Here is a 22,824-nt window from a genome sequence, read left to right on the forward strand (position 1 = left end):
TTTCCTCAGTCGAAGAGCTTGTCACCTTCGTAGACGGGGCGCCCGTTACGAAGATCGGTGACATCGCGGATGAAGGATTGGACCAGCCGGAAGACGACCAGCGCGAAACCGAAGGGCACCGCCGCCAGGAACCAGGCCTGGCTGATGCGCAACCCGTGGGTGACAGAGCCGAACTTGAGCGACACCAGCACCGTTTCGAACGAGTACCAGAGCGCCACGAGGGCGACGCCGAACATCACGATGTCGCCGAAGATGTAGAACAGCGCCTTGGCCCGCCGGCCGACGTACTGGAGGATGACGTCGATGCGGATGTGCCCGCGTTCACGTACCGCCGCCGCCGCGCCGACCCAGGCGAGGTAGATGAACGAATAGCGCACGATCTCCTCACCCCATATCGAGGAGTAGGAAAACACCTCGCGGCGCAGCACCTCGATGAACATCGTGCCGACCAGCATCACGTAAAACACCAGGAGCGCCCACCGCTCCGCGTTCCTGTTAAGGGCGTCGAGTACCTTGTGCATAAACCTCTCCCGTTGCCGGACCCGGGGCTGACCCTGTCCGTGCCGATTGGCTCTGGCGATGTCGTGAAACCGGGGTGCGGGCCGGCAGCGGGACTGCCGGCCCGACAGGTGGTTCAGGCGTCGTGGACGTAGTATTTGCCTTGGGTGCCTGCGGCCTCCTCGAGGCGGGCAAAGACATCCATGGACCCGGCCAGTTCGGTCTTGAACTGGTCCCAGTCGGGCAGCTGGTAGCCGCCTGTGGCCTGCCATTCGGCCAGCTGGTCATCGGTCAGCGAATGGAACTGCACGCCCGCCTTGGACAGTTCGGACATCGCGTAGGTCCGGGCCGAGGGCACCTTGGCCAGGTTCTGGTGCGCGGTCATCTCGCCTGCCCATTCGATGCCTTCCTGCACGTCGGCGGGCAGGCTGTTGAACCATTCCAGGTTCACCGAGTAGACCTGACTGTCCGGCACCGCCTGGGTAAAGGTGACGTGGCTCAGGATGTCCTTGAAGCCGAAGACGAACAGCGCGCCGACCGCCGGGTCCAGCGCATCGGCCACGCCCTGCTTGATCGCCGACGGCGTTTCGCCCCAGGCCACCGGCGTCGGGTTCGCGCCGACCATGCGGTAGTACTGCTGCAACATCGCCGAGCCGGGCACGCGGAACTTGACGCCCTTGAGGTCCGCCGGGGTGATCACCGCGTTGCCGCCCTGGCGCACCGCCACCACGCGCGGGTCGATCACGACATAGAACAGCGCCTTGAAGCCGGCCGCCTCGACCTTGGGGTGGACCTCGTTCTTCCAGGCGTCCGACGTCACCAGGTTGGTGAACCGCTGGTTGGAGCCGCAGAAATACGGCAGGTTGATGAGGTCGGCGGCGCTGGCGAAGGGGGCGAAATTGGCCAGCGAATGCTGGGCGCACTGGATCGTGCCGGTCTGCACCGCCTGCACCAGCGCACCGCCCGCGCCCAGCTGGCCGCCGGGGGCAAGCTTGACGTAGACCTTGCCGTTGGTGGCGTTCTGGATGTTCTCCTTGAGGTCCAGCTGCATGATCGGGTAGCTGCGCGACGCGCCCAGCACGTAGGCGGTGGCCAGCGTCATGACGTGCTCTGCCGCCTGCTCGCGCTCGCGCTCTTCCGCTTGGGTCTGTGCGGCCGCTTCCTGCGACCACAGCATGCCGGCCGCCCCCACGACCAGCGCCGCGGTAAAGCTGCCCCCCGCGGTCAGCTTGAGAAAGTTGCGGCGTTCCTCGGATACCAGATCCAGATCTTTCCTCATCGTAAGCTCCTCCCTGTTGAGCCAGTCCTTGTTTATTTTTTGGCCAGTCTTTCGCGTCGCAGGATGGCGACGACAAAGGCGATCGAGGCGCCGAACAGCATCAGCATCGACTGCACGTCGCTGAGGACCGGTTTGCCGGTCAATGCGCCCAGCACGACATCACCGACGAAACCCGCGAACAACAGTGCCGAAATCAGCAGCGCCACGATTCTTTCCTCCCCGAAAGACGTCGATTCGAGGGTGAATGTAAGCGCTTGCATGACTTCCTGCAAGCGCTTACATTGCTACCGGAACCAGCAAGACGATGGTATCGCGGTGGCGCCGGGACAGCCCGCGCGCCAGGAAAGGCAAACTCACCGTGACCGAAGGACAGAGCCCGCCCGACACAGCCCTGCCCACGCTCGAGGACGTGGCATCGCGGTCCGGCGTGTCCACGGCCACGGTCTCGCGCTGTCTCAACTCGCCTGACCGCGTGTCCGAAGAAACGCGCAAGCGGGTCATGGCGGCGGTGCGCGACCTCGGCTATGCGCCCAACTTCGGCGCGCGCACGCTGGCGGGCAAGCGGACCAACACCTTTGGCGCGATCATCCCGACGATGGAGAACGCCATCTTCGCCCGTGGCTTGCAGGCCTTCCAGGAAGAGCTGCACGCGCATGGCGTGACGCTGCTTGTGGCCAGTTCCTCCTACAAGCCCAGCGTGGAAGAGGAACAGATCCGCGCGCTGGTCGCCCGGGGCGCTGACGCGCTGCTGCTGATCGGCCATGACCGCACGCCCGAATCCTATGCCTTCCTCGCGAAACGCCAGATCCCGCACCTGATCGCCTGGGCCTACGATCCCGCGCTGGACCGCATGTCGATCGGTTTTGACAACCGGCAGGCGATGAAGGCGCTGGCGCTGGAGGTGATCGACCTTGGCCACCGCACCATCGGCTTCATCACCGCCGCGCGCGACGGCAACGACCGCGCCCGTGGCCGCTACGAGGGGCTGTGCGACGCGATGCGCTCGCGCGGCCTGGACCCGGAAAGCCTGGCCATCCGCGAAACCACCTACGGCATCGCCAGGGGCGGCGAGGCCTTTGCCGAGCTGATGGCGCTCACGCCCCGGCCCACCGCCGTCGTCTGCGGCAACGACGTTCTGGCCGTCGGCGCGGTGAAACGGGCGCAGCAGATGGGCCTGCGGGTGCCCCAGGACGTGTCGATCACCGGTTTCGACGACATCGACATCGCCGAGATCGTCTCGCCCGCGCTGACCACCGTCCACGTCCCGCACCGCGAGATGGGCCGCCGCGCGGCGCGGGCGCTGCTGGACATGCGCAACGGCGCGGGGCGCGGGCCGAACATCTGCCTCGACGCCACGCTGAAACGACGCGAGTCGCTGGGCCCGGTGCCGGTGGCCTGACAGGCTCAACCTTGCCGGCGCAGCGTCCAGCCCAGCAGCAGGACATAGGCCAGAGTCCCCGCCGAGGTCCCCAGCGCCAGTCCCACCGCCCCCAGTGCCGGCACCAGGGCCAGTTTGCAGCCCAGGTTGACCACCAGCGCCGCCAGCAGCAGCCGGAACGGCGTGGCGGTGTCGCCCAGCCCCTGGAACTGCACCACCAGCGGCCGCACGAACAGCGCCGGCACCACCCCCAGCGCATAGCCCGCCAGGATCTGCGCCGTGGCCGCGGTGTCCTCAGAGGTGAAACTGCCGCGCTGGAACAGCAGGGCGATGATCTCGGCCCCCCACAGCCCCATCACCAGCGCGATCGGCACGCCGATCCCGGCACAAACCGCCAGCGCCTGCCGCAGCGGCGCGCGCCCGTCGCCGCCTTCGGCGCTGCGCCGGGCGATCTCGGGCAGCAGGACCGTCCCCAGCGCGACCGAGATCAGGCCGATGGGCAACTGGTACAGCCGGTCGGCAAAGTAGAGATGCGCCAGTGCCCCGCCCGGCAGGAAGGAGGCCAGCACCGTGTCGATGAACACCGCCACCTGCGTCGCCCCGGCGCTCAGCACCGCCGGGCCGAGATTGCGAAAGAACCGCCGCGTGTGGCCGGACAGGCCCAGCCGGGGCCAGGGCTGCGCCAGCCCCGCGCGCTGCATCGCCCACCCCACCAGCGCCACCTGCGCCACCCCCGACACCAGCACCGCCAGCGCGGCGACATGGCCCGGCCAGTCGGACAGTCCGGCCAGCAGCAGACCGGCGATCAGCACCAGGTTCATCACGCTGGGCGCGGCGGCAAAGGCCCAGAACCGCCCCTGGCTGCCCAGCCGCGCGCCGAAATAGGCCACCAGCGAAATGCACAGCAGAAAGGGAAAGGTCAGCCGCAGCAGGTCGCGCGCCAGCAGGTGCACCGGATCATCGGGGCCAAAGCCGGGCGCCAGCAGGCGCAAGACCGCGCCCGGCACCGCCAGCACCACGACCAGCAGCACCAGGTTGCCCAGCAGCAGCCAGCCCAGCGTCTCCGCCCGGAACCTCTGCGCCTCAGCCGAGTCGGGCGGCAGCCGCGCGTCGATCGGCTGGAAGGCGGCGGTAAAGGCGCCTTCGGCCACCAGCGCGCGCAGCTGGTTCGACAGCCGGAACGCCAGCATGAAGGCCACCGCCACCGGCCCCGTGCCCAGCACCGCGGCCAGGATCAGGTCACGCCCGAACCCCAGCACCCGGCTGACCAGCGTCAGCCCCGCCACCGTCGCAAAGGCCCGGTGCCAGGCAGCCAGCCGGGGCACCCTCAGGGCACCAGCGGCCAGATCAGCGGCGCGACCAGCACCGTGACCAGACCGGCCAGCAGGTTCATCGGCAGGCCCAGCCGCAGGAAATCGCTGAAGCGGTAGCCGCCAGCGTTGTAGACCATGGTGTTGGTCTGGTAGCCGATGGGCGTGGCAAAGCTGGCGCTGGCGCCGAACATCACGGCGACGACAAAGGCGCGCGGATCGAGGCCCAGCTGCACCGCCACCCCCACCGCAATGGGCGTCATGATGACGGCGACGGCGTTGTTGGTCACAATCTCCGTCAAGATCGAGGTCACGGCGTAGATAAGCGCCAGCGCCAGCAGCGGGCTGAGGCTGGCCATCGGTGCCGACAGCCACGTCACGATCAGCGCCATGGCGCCGGATTTCTCCATTGCCGTGCCCAGCACCATCATGCTGACGATCAGCATCAGCAGGCGGCCGTCGATGGCGCCCAGCCCCTCGTCCGGCTCGACGCAGCGGGTGGCCAGCACGATACCCACGCCGATGATTGCCAGCGGCAGGATCGGCGCCAGGTTCAGCGCCGCGCCCGCCACCACCGCGCCCAGCACCGCCAGCGCGATGGGCGCCTTGCGCCGCACGAAGGCGCGCGCCGTCATTGGTGCCAGCAGGATCAGCCCCTCTTCGCGGACGAGGCGTTCGATGTTCTCGGGCGAACCGTCCAGCAGCACGGTGTCGCCCGGGATCAGGTGCAGGGCATTGTCGCGCAGGTCGACCGAGACGCCGCGCCGGTGCAGCGCGATGGGATAGACGCCGTAGCGCCGCCGCCAGCCCAGGTTGGCGACCGGCCCCTTGGCCGAGGTGACCAGCGCCTCGATCACCTGGTGACGCTTGGCCCCGGCCAGCTCCGCCCCGGCGATCTCCAGCCCCTGCGCCGCCATGGCGCGAAAGCCCATGACTTCGCTGTCGGAGGTGTGCAGCACCACCCGGTCGCCCGCCGCCAGCACCTCGCCCGCCAGGTCGTGGCGCAGGGACACGTCGGCGCGCACCAGGTCGATCACCCGGGTCGAACTGCGCCGGAAATCCGGCACCTCGGGGATGCGGCGGCCGATCAGGCTGGACCCCGGCGGCACGAACAGCTCCACCGTCCAGGACTTGCGCGCGCCCAGCACCGGCGCATCGCTCAGCGCGGTGCGGTGCGGCAGCAGGCGCGGCCCCGCCAGCGCCAGGAACCCGCCGCCCACAATCGCCAGCACCAGGCCCAGCGGCGCGATCTCGAACAGCGAGAACGGCGCCATACCGATGTCGCGCGCCACCCCGTCGACCAGCAGGTTGGTCGAGGTGCCGATCAGCGTGGTGGTCCCGCCCAGGATGACGATGAAACTGAGCGGCATCAGCAGGCGCGAGGCGCTGGTGTTCAGCTGCCGCGCCATGCCAAAGACCACCGGGATCAGCACCATCACCACCGGCGTGTTGTTCATGAAGGCCGAAGCCAGCGCCGCCAACCCGAAGAACCCGGCAACCGTCAGCCTGGGGTGGGTCAGCAGGCTGCGGCCCAGACCCTCGGCCACGGCCTCCAGCACGCCGGTCCGTACCAGCGCCGCGCTGATGACGAACATCGCGCCGATGGTGGCGGGCGCCGGGTTGCTCAGCGCCTTGAGCACGTCGTCGACCCCGACCAGCCCGATCGCCAGCGCGACCGACACGCCGCACAGCGCCACCACCTCGGTGGCGATCCGCTCGCTCAGGAAAAAGCCAAAGATCGCGAGCACCAGCAGCATCGCCCCGTAGGGAGCAAGGGCACCAAGGTCGAAGAGCATGCCGACCACCCGACATCATCCGTGCTGAAAGGCGCCGACGGCAAAGCGCGCTACAGGGTCCGACCCGGTCCCGCGAAACGTCGCCGCTGCGCTGGTCCTTGGCGCGCAGGCCAGCCTGTGCGCGCGGTACGGGTCAGTGGTCCTGCACCAGATCGGGCTGATAGCCGTTCCGCGCGGACACGACAATCGGAGTCGTACCGCGCAACGCGCACCCGGCGGCGGACGACCATCGCACGGCCGCCAGCGCCCGGAAACCCGGCAGGTGTAGGCGCCGGCATCTGCGCCGAGAAAAGAAAGGAAAGTTCCGGTGGTACCCAAGGTCGGACTCGAACCGACATGACCGTAAGGCCGGGGGATTTTGAATCCCCTGCGTCTACCATTCCGCCACTTGGGCACAGCGCGCACTGGATAACGGCCCATCCGGCCTGCGTAAAGGGGCGAAATGCGCGGCGCGTCCCGCGACGGCGGGCCAAATACCGCCCGCCGCCGCCCGTCATGCGGGCACCGGCGTCACGCGCGGCGCCTCGTGGGCGCCCGCTGGCTTGACGCTCCGTGCCCTGCGTGCTCTGAGAGCCGCGACGCCACGCGAGGGACCCGAATGCTGCGCCGCCTCTACGACTGGACCATGGCCCAGGCCGAACGCAAGAACGCCCTCTGGGTGCTGGCCGCCGTCGCCTTCATCGAAAGCTCGGTCTTCCCGATTCCGCCCGATGTGCTGATGATCCCGATGGTGCTGGCCGCGCCGCACCGCGCCTGGCTGATCGCGCTGGTGGCCACCGTGTCCTCGGTGCTGGGCGGCATGCTGGGCTACGGCATCGGCTATTTCTTCTACGAAAGCATCGGCCAGCCGATCCTGGAAAGCCTGGGCAAGGCCGACTCGATGGCCGCCTTCAACGACAGGTTCAACGGCGTCGGCTTCTGGGCGGTGCTGATCGCGGGGGTCACGCCCTTTCCCTACAAGGTGATCACCATCATGTCGGGCTGGACGGCGATGCCGCTGGGCACCTTCATCGTCACCTCGATCATCGCGCGGGCGCTGCGGTTCTTCGTGGTGGCGGGCCTGCTGCGCATGTTCGGCGCGCCGATCCGCGTGTTCATCGAGAAATACCTCGGTTGGGTCTTCACCGCCTTCGTGGTATTGCTCGTCGGAGGTTTCGTGCTGGTGAAATACCTATGACCCTGACCCGCAAGCAACTGACGCTGCTCGCCCTGCTCGGCTCGGCCGGGCTGCTGCTGGGCGCGCTCTACTTCCAGTATGTCCGCGATCTTGCCCCGTGCAAGCTGTGCTACTGGCAGCGCTACGGCCATGTCGGCGCGCTGGTGTTCGGCGCGCTGGCGCTGGCGCTGCCGTCGCGCGCGCTGCTGGCGCTCGGCGGGCTGGCGGCGGCATCCAGTTCTGCCGTCGCGGTCTACCACAGCGGGGTGGAACGCCACTGGTGGGAGGGGCTGCAAAGCTGCTCGGCCCCGTCGCTGACCGGGCTGACGCCGGAACAGGCGCTGGAGGCGATCATGAACGCGCCGCTGGTGGCCTGCGATTCGATCCCCTGGTCGCTGTTCGGCCTGTCGATGGCGAATTACAACATCGCCGCCTCGGCCGCCGTCGCGGCGCTGTTCGTGCTGGCCATCCGCGCCACGCGCTGACCCCGCCTGACCCGGCACGCGCCGCCCCCCGGCGGCGTCGGCCCAGGCGCGTCCAAACGCCCGGACCCGGGCCCTAAACCAAAGTCATAGCCGCCCGAAACCGCGCTTTCGGCCAATACCCCTGCCGCGCCCTCCGCGCCATGTGTCGTGTCACGGCCCGCATCCCGCGGCGCCGCCAAACCCGGAGACACGACATGAAACGCACCCTTCTCGCCGCCACCCTGGCCGCCTTCACCGCCCTGCCCGCGCTGGCTTCGGACGGTCCCGCGATCGACGACGCCCGCAAGGCCGAGATCACCACGCTGCTGACGGCCCAGGGCTACGAGGTCCGCAAGATCGACAGCGAAGACGGCATGATCGAGGTCTACGCCCTCAAGGACGGCAAGCGCTACGAGCTGTATCTCGACGCCGCCCTCCAGATCGTCCGCACCAAGATCGACGACTGAGCCCCCGGCCGGACCCCCGCCCCGGGGTCCGGCCCTACCCTTCGCCACAGGAGCCCCGCCATGACCGACCATCGCATCTGGGACCCGGTGCTGCGCCTCTTTCACTGGAGCGTCGCGGTCCTGTTCTTCGCCAACGCCGTGCTGACCGATCCCGACGGCGACCTGCACGAAACCCTGGGCTACATCATCGGCGGGCTGCTGCTGCTGCGCCTGGTCTGGGGCCTGATCGGCCCCCGCGCCGCCCGCTTTGCCAGCTTTGCCCCCACACCGGCCGGCGTCACCGCGCAGCTGACCGACATGGCCGGCGGCCGCAAATCCGCGCACCTGGGCCATTCGCCGCTGGGCGCGCTGATGATCTTCAACCTGCTGTTCGCCCTGGCCGGCATCGTCGTCACCGGCTGGCTCATGACCACCAATGCCTTCTGGGGCGTCGACTGGGTCGAGGAGGTGCACGAGGTGCTGGTCACCTGGGCCGAGATCTCGGTCGTGGTGCATATCGCCGCCGTGCTCTGGGAAAGCCGCCGCACCGGCATCAACCTGCCCCGCGCCATGGTGACCGGTGTGAAACGCGTGCCCGACACGGTACGTCTGGAGCCATGAGTTTCAAGACCCCGATTCCCCTTGTCCTGCTGATCGCCGCGCAGCTGCTCTGCGCGGCCTTCTTCCTGGTCGACGTGCTCAGCGATGGCATCGAACTGGGCTGGCCCCCTTTCACGCATTGGCATTTCGTGGTCGAATCCGCCGCCGTGCTGGCGCTGATCGCCGGGGTCGTGTTCGAAACGCGCGCCCTGATGGCGCTGCTGCGGCGCAAGGCGCACCTGGAACGGCAGCTGAGCCTCGCCGCCGGGGCCTTTCACGACATTGTCCTGCAACACTTCGAAAGCTGGGGCCTGACCCCGTCCGAACAGGACGTGGCGCTGTTCACCCTCAAGGGCATGGCCATCCCCGAGATCGCCAGGCTGCGCGGCACCGCCGAAGGCACGGTCAAGGCGCACCTGGGCGCGATCTACCGCAAGGCCGGGGTGACCGGGCGCGGCGCCTTTGTCGCCCTGTTCATCGAGGAACTGATGACCGGGGCCGAAGCGCCCGCCGCGGCCTGACCCCGGCGCCACGCTCTGGCTCCACGCTCTGGCTTCCGGCTCCACGCTCTGGCTTCCGGCTCCACGCTCTGGCATGAGGAGAGATGTACCGCAGCAGAGGCCCCGCCCATGACCAACCGGCTTGCCATCCTTCTCGGGCTCATCATCCTTGGCGCCATCGCGGCCGATCTCGTGCTGAACGGCGGCGCGGCGCTGCTGTTCCTGGGGCGCAAGCTGTTCGTGCTGATCGACTGGCTGGCTTTCTGGCGCTGACCCCCCGCATCCCCCGAGACAGCCCGGTGTTTTCTGCTATTCTCATCCTGCCGCCCGGCGCCCATCACCCGCTGGTGGCTTGACATTGCCTGTCCCGGGTGATTGTTAGCGTTAACAGGAAAGCACTCATTTTCACATGACCCAGCCACGGAAGGGACCCTCCCAATGACCGTCAAAGTCGCCATCAACGGTTTCGGACGCATCGGCCGCAACGTGCTGCGCGCCATCGTCGAATCCGGCCGCACCGATATCGAGGTGATCGCCATCAACGACCTGGGGCCGGTGGAAACCAACGCGCACCTGCTGCAATACGACAGCGTGCACGGCCGCTTTCCCCAGAAGGTCAGCCACACCGACGACAGCATCGACGTCGGCCGCGGCCCGATCCGCGTGACCGCGATCCGCAACCCGGGCGACCTGCCCTGGGGCGATGTCGACGTGATCATGGAATGCACCGGCATCTTCACCTCCAAGGAGAAATGCCAGCCGCACCTGTCGACCGGCGCCAAGCGGGTGCTGATCTCGGCCCCCGGCACCGACGCGGACAAGACCATCGTCTTTGGCGTCAACCACGACACGCTGACCGCGAATGACGTCATCGTGTCGAACGCCTCGTGCACGACCAACTGCCTGGCCCCGGTGGCCAAGGTGCTGAACGACACCATCGGGCTCAAGCGTGGCTTCATGACCACGGTGCATTCCTACACCGGCGACCAGCCGACGCTGGACACCATGCACAAGGACCTCTACCGCGCCCGCGCCGCGGCGATGTCGATGATCCCGACCTCGACCGGCGCCGCCAAGGCGGTGGGCCTGGTGCTGCCCGAACTCAAGGGCAAGCTGGACGGCGTGGCGATCCGCGTGCCGACGCCCAACGTGTCGGTCGTCGACCTGACCTTTGAATCGTCGCGCGCGACCAGCGTCGACGAGATCAACGCCGCGATCCGCGCGGCCGCCGATGGCCCGATGAAGGGCGTGCTGGGCTACACCGACGCCAAACTGGTGTCGATGGACTTCAACCACGACCCGCATTCCTCGATCTTCCACACCGACCAGACCAAGGTCATGGACAGCACCCTGTGCCGGGTGCTGACCTGGTACGACAACGAATGGGGCTTCTCCAACCGGATGAGCGACACCGCCGTCGCGATGGGCAAGTTCCTCTGACCTGACACGCTGCCAGGACTGTGAAAGGCCGCCGTTCCGGCGGCCTTTTCCTTTTCCAAGGGCCGGATCGCCGCGCGATCCGGCCCAGGGGGCTCTGCCCCCGCTTGCCGGCGGCAAGCTCCCCCGGGATATTTTCGGCCAGAAGAAACGGCAACCCGGTGCACCCCCGCAGGCCCGCGAAACCCGAACCAGGGCGGGCCAGGTCGCGGCGGCCGCACCGGAGCCGAGCCTTGCAAGGAACGCAAGGCGCCCTGCCGATCACGGCGGTTGTGCTGCAGTGCAGCAAGCATATGTTTGCGATAACGGAAACACAGACAGAAAGGGCCAAACCATGAGCCTCGTTACAGAAATCCGTTCTACCCTGAAGAAACGCGCCATGTACCGGGCGACCGTTCGCGAACTGCAAAAGCTTGACGGCGCCGTCGCACGCGACCTCGACATCGCGCCCTCGGACGTCCGGCGCATCGCCCGCCAAGCGGTCTATGGCTGAGCCGGTGGCCCTGTCGCGCAGGATGGCTTGAATCCTTGCGCGACAGGGTCTAAGCCCCGCCCCTGTAAGGGTAAATGGGAGCCGGGTATGCATCGAATCGTTGGTCTGTTGGCAAGTTTCGGCCTGTTGGCCGGATGCCTCGCGCCACTGTATGGCGATGGCGCCCAAGTCGGCTCGCTGAACGGACAGCCGCTCTACGAGGCGCGCTGCACCGTCGACCTCAGCACCGCGGGCCAGAAAGGCCTGTTCGGGACGGGCACCGTCCCGCTGCATGGCACCTGCGACATCGCCGCGGAAAACCGCTGCGGCAACAAGACGGCCTACACAACCGTGTCGGTGGACCGGTCGAACCGCCGCCGCGTCACCGATACCTTCGACAATGGCCCCTACAGGCAGACCCGGACCTATACGGCCGAAGACCAGGTCCTGCGCTTCACCTGCAAGGGCTGACCGGGGTCACCCGAATTTCGGGAACAGCACGCATGGGATTTCCTGAGCCCCACCAGCGTCGCCTATGCAGCCTCGAGGTCGCCATCGCGCGCCGCCTGTTCGAACCGCGCGACCGAGGCGCCGAACTCCGCCAGAAACGGGCCGAGACGACCTCGCGGATGCCCCCCAGCGTCTCATGCGCCCCGGCGTGGGTGCCGGCACCCAACTCGGCCCGCGCCTGGGCCAGCAGGGTGTCGATCTTGTCCAGCGCGGCCGGCCACAACGGTTCGCCCGCGCAGTGCAGCGGCGGTGCCGTGCGATCGGTCTGCGCAAGAGCGCCTCAGCCCTGTCCAAAGGCCGCGAGACTTGTCTCGGACTTTTGGGCGTTGCCTGAGTTGGTCATGAGCAGCGCCGTGTGGTAGCTGACATCGACCTTGCCAAAGGCGACAACGAACCCGGTGACCGGCCCGGCCCCGGCCGACCCGGCGATCGGCGCGGCGGCGATGACCGCGCCAAGCCTCTGCGTCGCAGCCAATACTCCCGTTCTGCAATGCAGGCAGAAGGATCAGTCCCCGCGCCGTGCGAGGCACAGGATGAAGTTCAACCGGAGAACCGCGCCACCAGCGCCGCCTTGACGTCCGGCGTCACGAACTTGGTCACGTCGCCGCCCAGCCGGGCAATCTCCTTGACCAGTTTCGAGGCAATCGCCTGGTGCCGCGCCTCGGCCATCAGGAAAACCGTCTCGACGCTGTTGTCCAGCGCGCGGTTCATGCCCACCATCTGGAATTCGTACTCGAAATCCGCCACCGCGCGCAGGCCGCGGATGATGATCTGCGCGCCCACGTCGCGGGCGCAGTCGATCAGCAGCTTTTCAAACGGATGCACGACGATCTCGGTGCCGGTCTGTTCCGACAAGAGACGGCATTCCGTCTCGATCATCGTCACCCGCTCCTCGAGCGAGAACAGCGGACCCTTGTCGCGGTTGATCGCAACCCCGATCACCAGGCGGTCGACCAGTGTCGCGCCCCGGCGGATGATGTCCAGGTGGCCGTGCGTGATCGGATCGAAGGTTCCGGGGTATAGGCCGATGCGCATGGCGACATCCCTTCTCGTCAGTCTGCGCGCACGCAACAATATTGCCCGGCGGAATGCAAGGCCGAACCGCCGCGCTGCGGCGACGGTGTCACCAGGGGTTGGCGATCATGCCTTCCAGCGCGTCCTTCTCGGCCGCCAGTTCGGTCAGCCGCGCCTTGACCACGTCGCCCAGCGTCACCAGCCCGACCATCTCGCCGTTTTCGACCACGGGCATGTGGCGGAACCGGCCTTCGGTCATGCGCGCCAGGATGTCGTCGGCGGACTGGTCGCGGGTGCAGGTATAGGGATCGGGGGTCATGTAGGTCTCGACCGCGCCATCGAGGCAGGCGCCGCCATGCTTGGCCAGTTCGCGCACGATGTCGCGTTCGGACAGGATCCCCAGCGCGGTCTTGCCGTCGTTCGAGATGACCACCGTGCCGATCCGCTTGTCGGCCAGGATCCGCGCCGCCTCGGCCAGCTTGGTGTCCGGGGTGACGGTGTAGACGCCATCGGTGCCCTTGCTCTTCAGAATCTGATGGACCTGCATCCGGTGTACTCCCTCAAACACGGTGTTCCCCCCAGCGTGACGCCACCGGAGCCGACCTGTCAAGTGCCTGAAAGTCTTGAATCGCCTTGCGCCAGCGCCTCCAGCCGGGCCAGTTCCCCGCGCATGCCGCTCACCAGCGCCTCGGCAAAGCGGGTCTGGCGTTCCAGCCGCCGGTCGTCGGCGTGCCGCACCAGGTAAAAGCTGCGGCTGAGCGAGATCACCTCGGGCAGCACCCGCCGCAGCCCTGGTGCTGCGGGCAGCGCGAAATCATGGACGATGCCCAGCCCAGCCCCCTGCCGCAGCCAGTGGAACTGCACCGCGACCGAGTTCGACGCCAGCGGCACCCGGTCCAGGCCCAGTTCGGCCAGGTAGTCCAGTTCCTTGTCAAAGATCATGTCGGGGATATAGCCGACGATGCGGTGGCCGCGCAGGTCCTGCGGGCCGCGGATCGGCGGATGGCCGGCCAGGTAATCGGCGCTGGCCGCCAGATGCAGGCGGTAGTCGGTGATCTTCTGCACCACCAGCCGCCCGGCCGAGGGCGGCGAGACGGCAATGGCCATGTCGGCCTCGCGCCGGCTGAGGTTGACCACGCGCGGCAGCGCCACGATCTGCACGTCCAGATCCGGGTTGCCCTCGGCGATGGCGGCGCAGACCTGCGGCAGCAGGAAATTGGCGCAGCCGTCCGGCGCGCCGATGCGGATCTGCCCCGACAGCCCTTCTGCCCTGCCCTGCAAGGCCTCCGCCGCCTGGCTGGCGGCCTGCTCGGCCTCTTCGGCAAAGGTGACAAGCCGGGTGCCCGCCTCGGTCAGCGCATAGCCCTGCGGCGACTTGGCGAACAGCGGCGCGCCCAGCGATTCCTCCAGCCGCGCCACCCGGCGGCCCACGGTCGCCGCGTCCATCCGCAGCCGCCGCCCCGCCGCCGACAGGCTTTCATCCCGCGCCACCGCGAGGAAGACCCGCAGGTCGTCCCAGTTGTCCACTGCGCCATCCCTTTGCAGAATTGCAAAACGCTTTTGCCACATTGTCCCTGTTCAGGGCATTTTTGCAAGAGTAGGGTCGGCACCAAGGGAAAATGGAGGGAATCCGATGACCGAACTCACCAACTGGATCAACGGCCAGCGCGTCAAGAGCACGTCCGGCCGCTTTGCCGATGTCTACAACCCGGCCACCGGCGAAGTGCAGGCGAAAACGCCGCTGTCCACCGCGGCCGAGCTGAACGACGCCGTGGCCAAGGCCGCCGAGGCGCAAAAGGCCTGGGGTGCCACCAACCCGCAGCGCCGCGCCCGCGTGATGATGGCCTTTGGTGCGCTCATCAACAAGCACATGGACGAACTGGCCGAGATGCTGTCGCGCGAGCACGGCAAGACCCTGCCCGACGCGCGCGGCGACGTGCAGCGCGGGCTGGAGGTGGTCGAGGTCTGCATGGGCGCGCCCAGCCTGCTCAAGGGCGAGTTCACCGACGATGGCGGCCCGGGGATCGACCTCTATTCCATGCGCCAGCCGCTGGGCGTGGTGGCCGGCATCACGCCGTTCAACTTCCCCGCCATGATCCCGCTGTGGAAGATGGCCCCGGCGCTGGCCTGCGGCAACGCCATGATCCTCAAGCCGTCCGAGCGCGTGCCCTCGACCGCGCTGCGCCTGGCCGAACTGATCCAGGAGGCCGGCCTGCCCGACGGCGTGCTCCAGGTCGTCAACGGCGACAAGGAAGTGGTCGACGCGATCCTCGACAACGAAACCATCGCCGGTGTCGGCTTTGTCGGCTCGACCCCGATCGCGCAGTACATCTATGGCCGCGCCGCAACCAACGGCAAGCGCGCGCAGTGCTTTGGCGGCGCCAAGAACCACATGATCATCATGCCCGACGCCGACCTCGACAAGGCGGCCGATGCGCTGGTGGGGGCCGGTTACGGTGCGGCGGGCGAACGCTGCATGGCCATCTCGGTCGCGGTTCCGGTCGGCCAGAAGACCGCCGATGCGCTGATCGAAAAGCTGGTGCCGCGGATCGAAAAGCTGAAGGTCGGCCCCTACACCGCCGGCGAGGACGTGGACTATGGCCCGGTCATCACCGCCACCGCCAAGTCGCGCATCGAAGGGCTGATCGACAGCGGCGTGAACCAGGGCGCCAAGCTGGTCATCGACGGCCGCGGCTTTGAAATGCAGGGCTATGAAAACGGCTTCTTCGTCGGTCCGTCGCTGTTCGACAACGTCACGCCGGACATGGACATCTACCGCGAAGAGATCTTTGGCCCGGTGCTGTCCCAGGTCCGCGCCGACAGCTACGAAGAGGCGCTGAACCTCGTCATCGACAACCCCTATGGCAACGGAACCGCGATCTACACCGCCGATGGCGACACCGCGCGCGACTTTGCCCACCGGGTGAATGTCGGCATGGTCGGCATCAACTTCCCGATCCCGGTGCCGCTGAGCTACCACACCTTCGGCGGCTGGAAGAAATCGGCCTTCGGCGACCTGAACCAGTACGGCCCCGACGCCTTCCGCTTTTACACCAAGACCAAGACCGTCACGGCGCGCTGGTTCTCGGGCATCAAGGACGGCGCGGCGTTCAATTTCAAGGCGATGGACTGACCGTCACGCGCCTGCGGAAATGAGAAAGGGCGGCATGAAGCCGCCCTTTTTCGTCGTCAGGACCGGACCCGTGGGTCAGGCCGATTTCTTCCGGCGCCGGATGACACCCAGCCCGCCAAGACCGGCAATCAGCATCCAGCCTGCGGCCGGAAGCGGGATCGTCGGCATGTCGGGAATGCTGCCGAACTCGGTGTAGTGGCTGAAGCCGCCACCGGATTGACCGTTCTTGTCGTAGATCAGCGTGATCGGTCCGGGCCCGAACAGTTTCAGGAAGAACCATTTCTGGTCGGTTCCCACCGGGTTGCCCGTCTTGACCGCCAGGTACTGCGCCGAACTGTTGAACTGCAGGTAAGCGTCGTCTGCGGCCGCAACCTGCGTCTGGACACCGCCGGTGATGTCACCGTCAAGCGATCCATCCAGCAGCACGTCGATCGCGGCGCCTTCCTGGGCAGGATTGCTCTTTTTCAGAGCATACAGATCGGCCGCCGTGGTGGACAGGCTGCCGGCCGTACCGCCGTTGACATTGTCCTTGTCCGGGTTCGACGCGTTGAAGGTCAGCGACCCACCGATGAACCCGTTGCACTCCGAGGACGCCAGGGGCCCGGAGCAACTGACGGTAATGGCCGTGCCGGACACGGTGACGACCGTCGCCGCCGATGCGGGCGCGGCAATGCCAAACGCCAGCGCGACAACAGCCATAGTCTTGGTAATGCTTTGTTTCATGTGATACCCCTCTGGGTTGAATACCCATCAATAACCAACTCCACGCTGAAGTTTGTCATGATTTGACCCCAATTCACAGAGAAAATTAACGATTGCCGGGTCTCCGGATTGGCCAGCGGACGTCCTGGAGTTCGACAAATAACTGGCGAAATTCCCGATTTCGGAAAATCACTTTTGGCCTGTGCTCTTTAATCCCCGGAAATGCCTGACGTTTGGGCACAGGATGAACAACAGTTCGGCAAATTCTGCCGAATCAACACCACCTATAGGTCTGCGACCCGCGCGGAAATTCTGTTTCCAAAATCGAAATAGTCTTTTCAGGCATGGCATCCGGGAGCGATCGACGCCAAAACATCAACCGTTCCCGCGCCACGCAGGCCATAAAAATGCGCCTATTTGATGGCCAACCCGGCCGCGATCCGGGAGAAACCGTCCGCCAGTCCCAGGGTATTGCGAATCGGTCCGATCAAGACGCTCAACCCGCGGATGATTGGCGTGCAAGGCAAAACCATCGACGCCGCGCCCCGACGCCACAGCCTTCGCCTGTCGGTCCTGACCGGCCCGTGACACCCGCAGCACGATGCATCGGCAGACCGAACCGCCACCCCTTCCGACCTGCCTGCATGGTCCGCACATCCGGGGGTCGCAGGGGCAGCCGCGGTGGCCCATCCCGGCGCATCCCCGCATCCGTCACACAGGCCCCGGATCCGCGAGAAGGTTCAATCCTTTCCTGCTCTTGTCGCCGATTGACTGGGCCCGCCACGCGTGCCAGCTTAAGGTCATTCGGTTCGGGCTCCGCAGGTTTCCGGACGTGACCTGCTGGACGCAACACATGACACAGCCCCCCGCCGCGCCCGGCCTCGCCCGGGCAAGCCACTGGTCGGCCCGGCCGTAATGGGGTTCCGGCTTTCCCTGCACCCCGCGCGCGGACTCGCCTATTTCCGCATGGTCGGCGATGTCGCGTTGCAGGAGTGCATCGACACCTTCGTCAGCTACGTCGATCACCCGCTGTTCGACCCGGCCTTTGTCATGCTGACCGACACCCGCGACCTGGTGCATGTCGATGCCGATTTCCGGCGAATCCTCTGGGCGGTTGAACGCACGCGCAAGCTGTTCGACCGCTTCCCCAAGGGCACGCTCTGCGTGATCCACGCGCCGCGCGACGTGAACTTTGGCCTGGCGCGCATCCTTCAGCAGGTGGCCGAGCCGTTCAGCCCCTTCCGCATCGCGATCGAACGGGACGAGGCCGCCGCGCTGGCCCTTGCCGGGCAGGCCGAGACCGGCTTTGACGCGCTGGAAACCGCGCTTGCGGCCGGGGCCGGCCCCGGCTGAGCCGCGCATTACCGGCTTTCTTTTCGCCGCCCCCTCTGCTTTGCTCGCCGGAACGATCCGCGGGAGTGTAGACCATGGCAGACCCAGCCTTCAGCATCGGCATCGAAGAGGAATACCTGCTGGTCGACCGCGAGACCTGCGCGCTGGTCGAGGCGCCCGAAGGCCTGATGCAGGCCTGCGCCGCCGAACTCGAAGGCCAGGTCAGCCCCGAATTCCTGCAATGCCAGATCGAGATCGGCACCCGCCCCTGCGCCGGCGTGGCCGAGGCGCGCGAGGACCTGCGCCGCCTGCGCGCCGCGGTGTCGCGCCACGCCGCGACCCACGGCCTGTCGCCGATCGCCGCCTCCTGCCACCCGCTGGCCGACTGGAAACAGCAGCACCACACCGACAAGCAGCGCTACAACGACCTCAGCCGCGATCTGGGCGGCGTGGTCCGGCGCATGCTGATCTGCGGCATGCACGTCCATGTCGGGCTGGACGACGACCCGCTGCGCGCCGACCTGATGGCGCAGGCCAGCTACTTCCTGCCGCACCTGCTGGCGCTCTCGACTTCCTCGCCGTTCTGGCAGGGCGAGGATACGGGGCTGGCCAGCTACCGCATCTCGGTCTTTGACAACCTGCCGCGCACCGGCCTGCCGCCGCAGTTCGACAGCTGGCAGGACTACGAACGCTCCACCCAGGTGCTGATCGACACCGGCGTGATCGAGGACCGCACCCGCATCTGGTGGGACCTGCGCCCCTCGGACAAGTTCCCCACGCTGGAATCGCGCATCATGGACGTGCAGCCCCGGCTGGAACACGCGCTGACGCTGGCGGCGCTGATCCAGTGCGTGATGCGGATGCTGTGGCGGCTGCGCATCCGCAACCAGCGCTGGCGGCTCTATGACCGCTTCCTGATCGGCGAAAACCGCTGGCGCGCGCAGCGCTACGGCGTGACCGAAGGGCTGATCGACTTTGGCGCCGCCCGTGTGGTGCCCTTTGACGACCTCGTGACCGAACTGCTCGAGCTGATCGAGGAGGATGCCGCCGCGCTGAAATGCCTGACCGAGGCCGCCCGCGCGCATGAGATCGTGTCAGGCGGCACCTCCGCCGACCGCCAGCGCCACGCCTATTCGCAGGCCGAGACGGCAGGCGCCGACCACGAAGGCCGGATGCGCGCCATCGTCAGCCACCTGATCGAGGAATTCCACGCCGATCTCTGAGACCGGCCCGCCCTTGGCACCCCCAGCGCCGCGCGCTAGGAGACGGGGGCCAGACCGGAGCCGCTTATGAGAACCGCCATCGCCACCTCCGATTACTTCGTGACGGGCGAGACCTTCATCAACCGCCACGTCGAACACCTGTTCGGCGGCGACACCTGCATTCTCTGCGGCCGGCACAACGGGCAGGATCCCTTGGGCAAGCCGCTGTTCGTCCGCCGCGCGCCGCTGACGCTGGCCGACAAGCTGCGCGCGCCCTTCGCCGCCCTGTCCGGCGCGGTGCTCTACGGCACCTCGCGCCTGCCCTTCGGTGACAACCGCCGGAAATTGATCGCCTTCTTGCAGGAGCAGAGGGTCGAGGTGATCCTGGCCGAATTCGGCACCCAGGCGCTGGTGGTGGCCAAGCTGGGCAATGACCTCGGGATCCCGGTCTTCACCTACTGGCGCGGCACCGATGCCTCCGCCGCGCTGCGCTCGCGCCAGCGGGTGCGCTCCTACCGGCTGATGATGACGCGCCTTGCGGGCATGTTCTCGGTCAGCCAGTTCCTGCTGGATACCCTCGCCGCCCACGGCGTGTCGCATCCCAACGCCCATGTCGTGCCCTCCGGTGTCGACATCCGCCGCTTCACCCCCGGTGAAAAACGCCCCGGCAGCTTTCTCGCCGTGGGCCGCATGGTGGCCAAGAAAGCCCCCCAGGTGACCCTGCGCGCCTTTGCCAAGGCCGCCCAGGGGCGCGACGCGCAGCTGACCTTCATCGGCGACGGCCCCTTGCTGGAGGACAGCCGTGCCATGGCGCGGCAGCTGGGCATCGCCGGGCAGGTCACATTCACCGGCGCCCTGCCCCACGATCAGGTGCGCCGCCACCTGCAAACGACCGAGGTCTTTCTTCAGCACTCCGTCACCGCGCCCGATGGCAACACCGAGGGCCTGCCCACCGCCATCCAGGAGGCGCTGGCCTGCGGCTGCATCACGCTGTCCACCCGCCACGCCGGCATCCCCGAGGCGGTGACCGATGGTGTCAACGGCCTGTTGGTCGACGAATGGGACGAGGACGGCTTTGCCGAACGCATCACCCGTATCCTCGACATGCCCGACCGCAGCGCGCTGGCCCGTGCCGCGCGCGCCACCGCCGAGGCGAAATTCGACAACACCATCGGTCTTGCCAGGGTCGAAGAGGTCATCCGCGACACCTGCGCGCGGCGCTGACGCAAGACACCCCAGCAAATCTGCCCGAACGCTTTGCAGAATCGCAAAGCCGGATTGCACCACGCCCACTTGCGCCGCGCCCCCCTTCGCGCGACAATCTGAACAAGCGTTCATTTCACCCCGGGGGGAGGTCGACCATGGATTTCGCGCTTTCAGAGGAACAGACCGCCATTTTCGACATGGCCCACGCCTTCGGGCAAGAGCGCATCGCGCCCCACGCCCGCACCTGGGAGGCGCAGGGCACCATCCCCAAGGATCTCTGGCCCGAGATCGCGCAACTGGGCTTTGGCGGCCTGTATGTCAGCGAAGAGTCCGGCGGCTCCGGCCTGTCGCGGCTCGACGCGACGCTGGTGTTCGAGGCGCTCAGCATGGCCTGCCCCTCGGTCGCGGCCTTCCTGTCGATCCACAACATGTGCGCCCGGATGATCGACAGCTTTGCCAGCGCGGAGTTCAAGGCCCGCGTCCTGCCCAGGGCGCTGACCATGGAAACGGTGCTGTCCTACTGCCTGACCGAACCGGGCTCCGGCTCGGATGCCGCGGCGCTCAAGACCCGCGCGGAAAAGACCAACGAAGGCTACCGCCTGACGGGGACCAAGGCCTTCATCTCCGGTGGTGGCTACTCGGATGCCTACGTGGTCATGGTCCGCACCGGCGGCGACGGGCCCAAGGGCATCTCGACCGTCTACGTCGAGGACGGCGCGCCGGGGCTGTCCTTTGGCGGGCTCGAGGACAAGATGGGCTGGAAATCGCAGCCCACCCGGCAGGTGCAGTTCGACGATTGCCTCGTGCCGCATGACAACCTGATCGGCGAGGAGGGGCGCGGCTTCAGCTACGCCATGGCCGGGCTGGACGGCGGGCGGCTGAACATCTCGGCCTGCTCGCTGGGCGCAGCGCAGACCGCGCTGACCCTGACGCTGCAATACATGTCCGAACGCCAGGCCTTCGGCAAACCGATCGACCAGTTCCAGGCGCTGCAATTCCGCCTCGCCGACATGGAGATCGAATTGCAGGCCGCCCGGACCTTCCTGCGCCAGGCGGCGTGGAAGCTCGACACCGGCGCGCCGGACGCGACCAAGTTCTGCGCCATGGCCAAGAAGTTCGTGACCGAGGCCGGCAGCCAGGTCGTCGACCAATGCCTGCAACTGCACGGCGGCTACGGCTACCTCGCCGACTACGGCATCGAGAAACTGGTCCGCGACCTGCGGGTACACCAGATCCTCGAAGGCACCAACGAGATCATGCGCCTGATCACCGCGCGCCATCTCCTCGCGCGGTGAGCAAATTTCACCCCTGAAATTTGCAAATTCCGCCCCCGGAATTTGCGCCCAGCCCGACCGGACCCGCCCATGCCCGACATCCAGATCCGCACCGAAGGCCACGCCGGCCGCATCACCCTGACCCGCCCCAAGGCGCTGAACGCGCTGACCTGGGAGATGTGCCTGGCCACCGAAGCGGCGCTCGACGCCTGGCGCGCCGATGACCGGGTCAGGCTGATCCTCCTGGACGCCGAGGGCGACCGCGCCTTCTGCGCCGGCGGCGACATCGCCGAGATGTACCGCACCGGCACCGCCGGCGATTTCGACTACGGCCGCGCCTTCTGGCGCGACGAGTACCGCATGAACGCCAAGCTGGCGGAATTCCCCAAGCCCATTGTCAGCTTCCTGCACGGCTTTGTCATGGGTGGCGGGGTCGGCCTGGGGGGCCATTGCTCGCACCGCATCGTGGGCGGGTCGACGCAGATCTCCATGCCCGAATGCAGCATCGGCTTTGTCCCCGACGTGGGCGGCAGCTACAGCCTCGCCCGCGCGCCCGGGCGGCTGGGCGAATACCTCGGGTTGACCGCCACCCGCATGGGGCCCGGCGACGCGATCCACGCCGGTTTCGCCGACCGCTTTTACCCCGAGGCGGACTGGCCCGCGCTGAAACAGGCGCTGATCGACACCGGCGACATTGCCGCGCTCGGCGACGCCCCTGCGCCACCGGACAGCCCGCTGGCCGCGCAGCAGCCCGAGATCGACGCGCTGTTTGCCGGTGAGGGCCTCGGCGACGTGCTCAACCTTCTGCGCGCCAGCGACAGCGCCATCGCCGCCAGCGCGCTCAAGGCCATGGCGCGCAACGCCCCCCTGTCGATGGCCGTCACGCTGGAGATGATCCACCGCCTGCGCGGCCCCTCGCTCACCATTCGCAAGGCGCTGGAACTGGAATACCGCGTCTCGCACCGGATCATGCAACATGGGGACTTCCTCGAAGGCATCCGGGCGGCCATCATCGACAAGGACAGATCGCCAAAGTGGCGCCACGCGCTCGACGCCGTCCCCGCCGTGGACGTCTCGAGGATGCTGCTGCCGCTCGGCGCCGACACGCTCGACTT

26 protein-coding genes, 1 tRNA gene and 1 pseudogene are annotated in these 22,824 nt (G+C 67.4%); 17 read left to right on the forward strand and 11 right to left on the reverse strand.

Annotation, left to right across the window (positions count from 1 at the left end):
• Positions 1-5 precede the first annotated feature (5 nt).
• From MAA8898_RS03345 to MAA8898_RS03355, 3 genes are all read right to left on the reverse strand, one after another.
• Positions 6-521, reverse strand: a complete 516-nt coding sequence (locus MAA8898_RS03345) for a TRAP transporter small permease (protein WP_094019573.1) — start codon at positions 519-521, stop codon at positions 6-8.
• 113 nt (positions 522-634) lie between these two features.
• Entirely contained in the window at positions 635-1,777 is a 1,143-nt protein-coding gene (locus tag MAA8898_RS03350) for a TRAP transporter substrate-binding protein (protein ID WP_094019574.1), read from the reverse strand.
• Between the two features lie 32 nt (positions 1,778-1,809).
• Complete coding sequence (locus MAA8898_RS03355; RefSeq protein ID WP_176445055.1) at positions 1,810-1,983, reverse strand: hypothetical protein; 174 nt, start codon at positions 1,981-1,983, stop codon at positions 1,810-1,812.
• A gap of 152 nt (positions 1,984-2,135) precedes the next feature.
• Between MAA8898_RS03355 and MAA8898_RS03360 the strand changes: the two genes are divergently transcribed.
• On the forward strand, positions 2,136-3,176 hold the full coding sequence (locus tag MAA8898_RS03360; RefSeq protein ID WP_245853227.1) for a LacI family DNA-binding transcriptional regulator: 1,041 nt from the start codon (positions 2,136-2,138) through the stop codon (positions 3,174-3,176).
• Between the two features lie 5 nt (positions 3,177-3,181).
• Here the strand turns inward: MAA8898_RS03360 and murJ are convergent, their stop codons facing one another.
• The 3 genes from murJ to MAA8898_RS03375 form a co-directional block, all read right to left on the reverse strand.
• Positions 3,182-4,480, reverse strand: coding sequence for a murein biosynthesis integral membrane protein MurJ (gene murJ, locus MAA8898_RS03365; protein WP_176445056.1), 1,299 nt, complete (start codon positions 4,478-4,480; stop codon positions 3,182-3,184).
• Positions 4,481-4,482: 2 nt separating this feature from the next.
• Entirely contained in the window at positions 4,483-6,261 is a 1,779-nt protein-coding gene (locus tag MAA8898_RS03370; protein ID WP_094019988.1) for an SLC13 family permease, read from the reverse strand.
• A gap of 308 nt (positions 6,262-6,569) precedes the next feature.
• A tRNA-Leu gene (locus MAA8898_RS03375) sits at positions 6,570-6,655 on the reverse strand.
• Positions 6,656-6,859: 204 nt separating this feature from the next.
• Here MAA8898_RS03375 and MAA8898_RS03380 point away from each other — a divergent pair.
• From MAA8898_RS03380 to MAA8898_RS03415, 9 genes are all read left to right on the forward strand, one after another.
• Entirely contained in the window at positions 6,860-7,438 is a 579-nt protein-coding gene (locus tag MAA8898_RS03380) for a YqaA family protein (protein WP_094019578.1), read from the forward strand.
• Entirely contained in the window at positions 7,435-7,902 is a 468-nt protein-coding gene (locus MAA8898_RS03385; RefSeq protein WP_094019579.1) for a disulfide bond formation protein B, read from the forward strand. Before MAA8898_RS03380 ends, MAA8898_RS03385 begins: the two co-directional genes overlap by 4 nt.
• 194 nt (positions 7,903-8,096) lie before the next feature.
• Positions 8,097-8,348, forward strand: coding sequence for a PepSY domain-containing protein (locus MAA8898_RS03390; protein ID WP_094019580.1), 252 nt, complete (start codon positions 8,097-8,099; stop codon positions 8,346-8,348).
• Between the two features lie 60 nt (positions 8,349-8,408).
• Positions 8,409-8,948, forward strand: coding sequence for a cytochrome b/b6 domain-containing protein (locus MAA8898_RS03395; protein ID WP_094019581.1), 540 nt, complete (start codon positions 8,409-8,411; stop codon positions 8,946-8,948).
• Complete coding sequence (locus MAA8898_RS03400; RefSeq protein ID WP_094019582.1) at positions 8,945-9,448, forward strand: helix-turn-helix transcriptional regulator; 504 nt, start codon at positions 8,945-8,947, stop codon at positions 9,446-9,448. The genes MAA8898_RS03395 and MAA8898_RS03400 overlap by 4 nt, the downstream gene beginning before the upstream one ends.
• Before the next feature lie 108 nt (positions 9,449-9,556).
• Positions 9,557-9,700, forward strand: coding sequence for a glyceraldehyde-3-phosphate dehydrogenase (locus MAA8898_RS03405; protein ID WP_094019583.1), 144 nt, complete (start codon positions 9,557-9,559; stop codon positions 9,698-9,700).
• A 165-nt stretch (positions 9,701-9,865) separates the two neighbouring features.
• Positions 9,866-10,867 carry a type I glyceraldehyde-3-phosphate dehydrogenase gene (gap, locus tag MAA8898_RS03410; RefSeq protein ID WP_094019584.1) on the forward strand — a complete coding sequence of 334 codons (1,002 nt, stop codon included), beginning with the start codon at positions 9,866-9,868 and terminating at the stop codon, positions 10,865-10,867.
• A gap of 331 nt (positions 10,868-11,198) precedes the next feature.
• Positions 11,199-11,357, forward strand: coding sequence for a hypothetical protein (locus tag MAA8898_RS26150; protein WP_176445057.1), 159 nt, complete (start codon positions 11,199-11,201; stop codon positions 11,355-11,357).
• Positions 11,358-11,444: 87 nt separating this feature from the next.
• On the forward strand, positions 11,445-11,807 hold the full coding sequence (locus tag MAA8898_RS03415) for a hypothetical protein (RefSeq protein ID WP_094019585.1): 363 nt from the start codon (positions 11,445-11,447) through the stop codon (positions 11,805-11,807).
• Positions 11,808-12,126: 319 nt separating this feature from the next.
• Here the strand turns inward: MAA8898_RS03415 and MAA8898_RS03420 are convergent, their stop codons facing one another.
• The 4 genes from MAA8898_RS03420 to MAA8898_RS03435 form a co-directional block, all read right to left on the reverse strand.
• Positions 12,127-12,321 carry a hypothetical protein gene (locus tag MAA8898_RS03420; RefSeq protein ID WP_094019586.1) on the reverse strand — a complete coding sequence of 65 codons (195 nt, stop codon included), beginning with the start codon at positions 12,319-12,321 and terminating at the stop codon, positions 12,127-12,129.
• Positions 12,322-12,386: 65 nt separating this feature from the next.
• The gene (gene coaD / locus MAA8898_RS03425; RefSeq protein ID WP_094019587.1) at positions 12,387-12,881 is read right to left on the reverse strand and encodes a pantetheine-phosphate adenylyltransferase; all 495 of its coding nucleotides are present in this window, start codon (positions 12,879-12,881) and stop codon (positions 12,387-12,389) included.
• An 88-nt stretch (positions 12,882-12,969) separates the two neighbouring features.
• A complete protein-coding gene (locus MAA8898_RS03430) occupies positions 12,970-13,407 on the reverse strand; it encodes a CBS domain-containing protein (protein ID WP_094019588.1) in 438 nt (145 codons plus the stop codon).
• A 59-nt stretch (positions 13,408-13,466) separates the two neighbouring features.
• Positions 13,467-14,387, reverse strand: a complete 921-nt coding sequence (locus MAA8898_RS03435; RefSeq protein WP_245853228.1) for a LysR family transcriptional regulator — start codon at positions 14,385-14,387, stop codon at positions 13,467-13,469.
• 106 nt (positions 14,388-14,493) lie between these two features.
• On the opposite strand from MAA8898_RS03435, the gene MAA8898_RS03440 reads away from it, so the two are divergent.
• Positions 14,494-15,993, forward strand: coding sequence for a CoA-acylating methylmalonate-semialdehyde dehydrogenase (locus MAA8898_RS03440; RefSeq protein WP_094019590.1), 1,500 nt, complete (start codon positions 14,494-14,496; stop codon positions 15,991-15,993).
• 75 nt (positions 15,994-16,068) lie between these two features.
• On the opposite strand, the gene MAA8898_RS03445 is transcribed toward MAA8898_RS03440, so the two are convergent.
• A complete protein-coding gene (locus tag MAA8898_RS03445; protein WP_094019591.1) occupies positions 16,069-16,716 on the reverse strand; it encodes a VPLPA-CTERM sorting domain-containing protein in 648 nt (215 codons plus the stop codon).
• A 399-nt stretch (positions 16,717-17,115) separates the two neighbouring features.
• Between MAA8898_RS03445 and MAA8898_RS26155 the strand changes: the two genes are divergently transcribed.
• The 6 genes and pseudogenes from MAA8898_RS26155 to MAA8898_RS27180 form a co-directional block, all read left to right on the forward strand.
• On the forward strand, positions 17,116-17,283 hold the full coding sequence (locus MAA8898_RS26155) for a hypothetical protein (protein ID WP_176445058.1): 168 nt from the start codon (positions 17,116-17,118) through the stop codon (positions 17,281-17,283).
• 327 nt (positions 17,284-17,610) lie between these two features.
• On the forward strand, positions 17,611-18,048 hold the full coding sequence (locus MAA8898_RS03450) for a hypothetical protein (RefSeq protein WP_094019592.1): 438 nt from the start codon (positions 17,611-17,613) through the stop codon (positions 18,046-18,048).
• A 74-nt stretch (positions 18,049-18,122) separates the two neighbouring features.
• Positions 18,123-19,250 (forward strand): carboxylate-amine ligase, encoded by a 1,128-nt coding sequence (locus tag MAA8898_RS03455; RefSeq protein WP_094019593.1) that lies wholly within the window; start codon positions 18,123-18,125, stop codon positions 19,248-19,250.
• 66 nt (positions 19,251-19,316) lie between these two features.
• Positions 19,317-20,453 carry a glycosyltransferase gene (locus MAA8898_RS03460; RefSeq protein WP_094019594.1) on the forward strand — a complete coding sequence of 379 codons (1,137 nt, stop codon included), beginning with the start codon at positions 19,317-19,319 and terminating at the stop codon, positions 20,451-20,453.
• A 137-nt stretch (positions 20,454-20,590) separates the two neighbouring features.
• Complete coding sequence (locus MAA8898_RS03465; RefSeq protein ID WP_094019595.1) at positions 20,591-21,730, forward strand: acyl-CoA dehydrogenase family protein; 1,140 nt, start codon at positions 20,591-20,593, stop codon at positions 21,728-21,730.
• Between the two features lie 69 nt (positions 21,731-21,799).
• Positions 21,800-22,759: pseudogene (locus MAA8898_RS27180) on the forward strand (enoyl-CoA hydratase/isomerase family protein); the annotation flags it as partial.
• Between the last annotated feature and the right edge of the window lie 65 nt (positions 22,760-22,824).

Source organism: Antarctobacter aquimaris (assembly GCF_900184945.1).
Taxonomy (GTDB): domain Bacteria; phylum Pseudomonadota; class Alphaproteobacteria; order Rhodobacterales; family Rhodobacteraceae; genus Maliponia; species Maliponia aquimaris.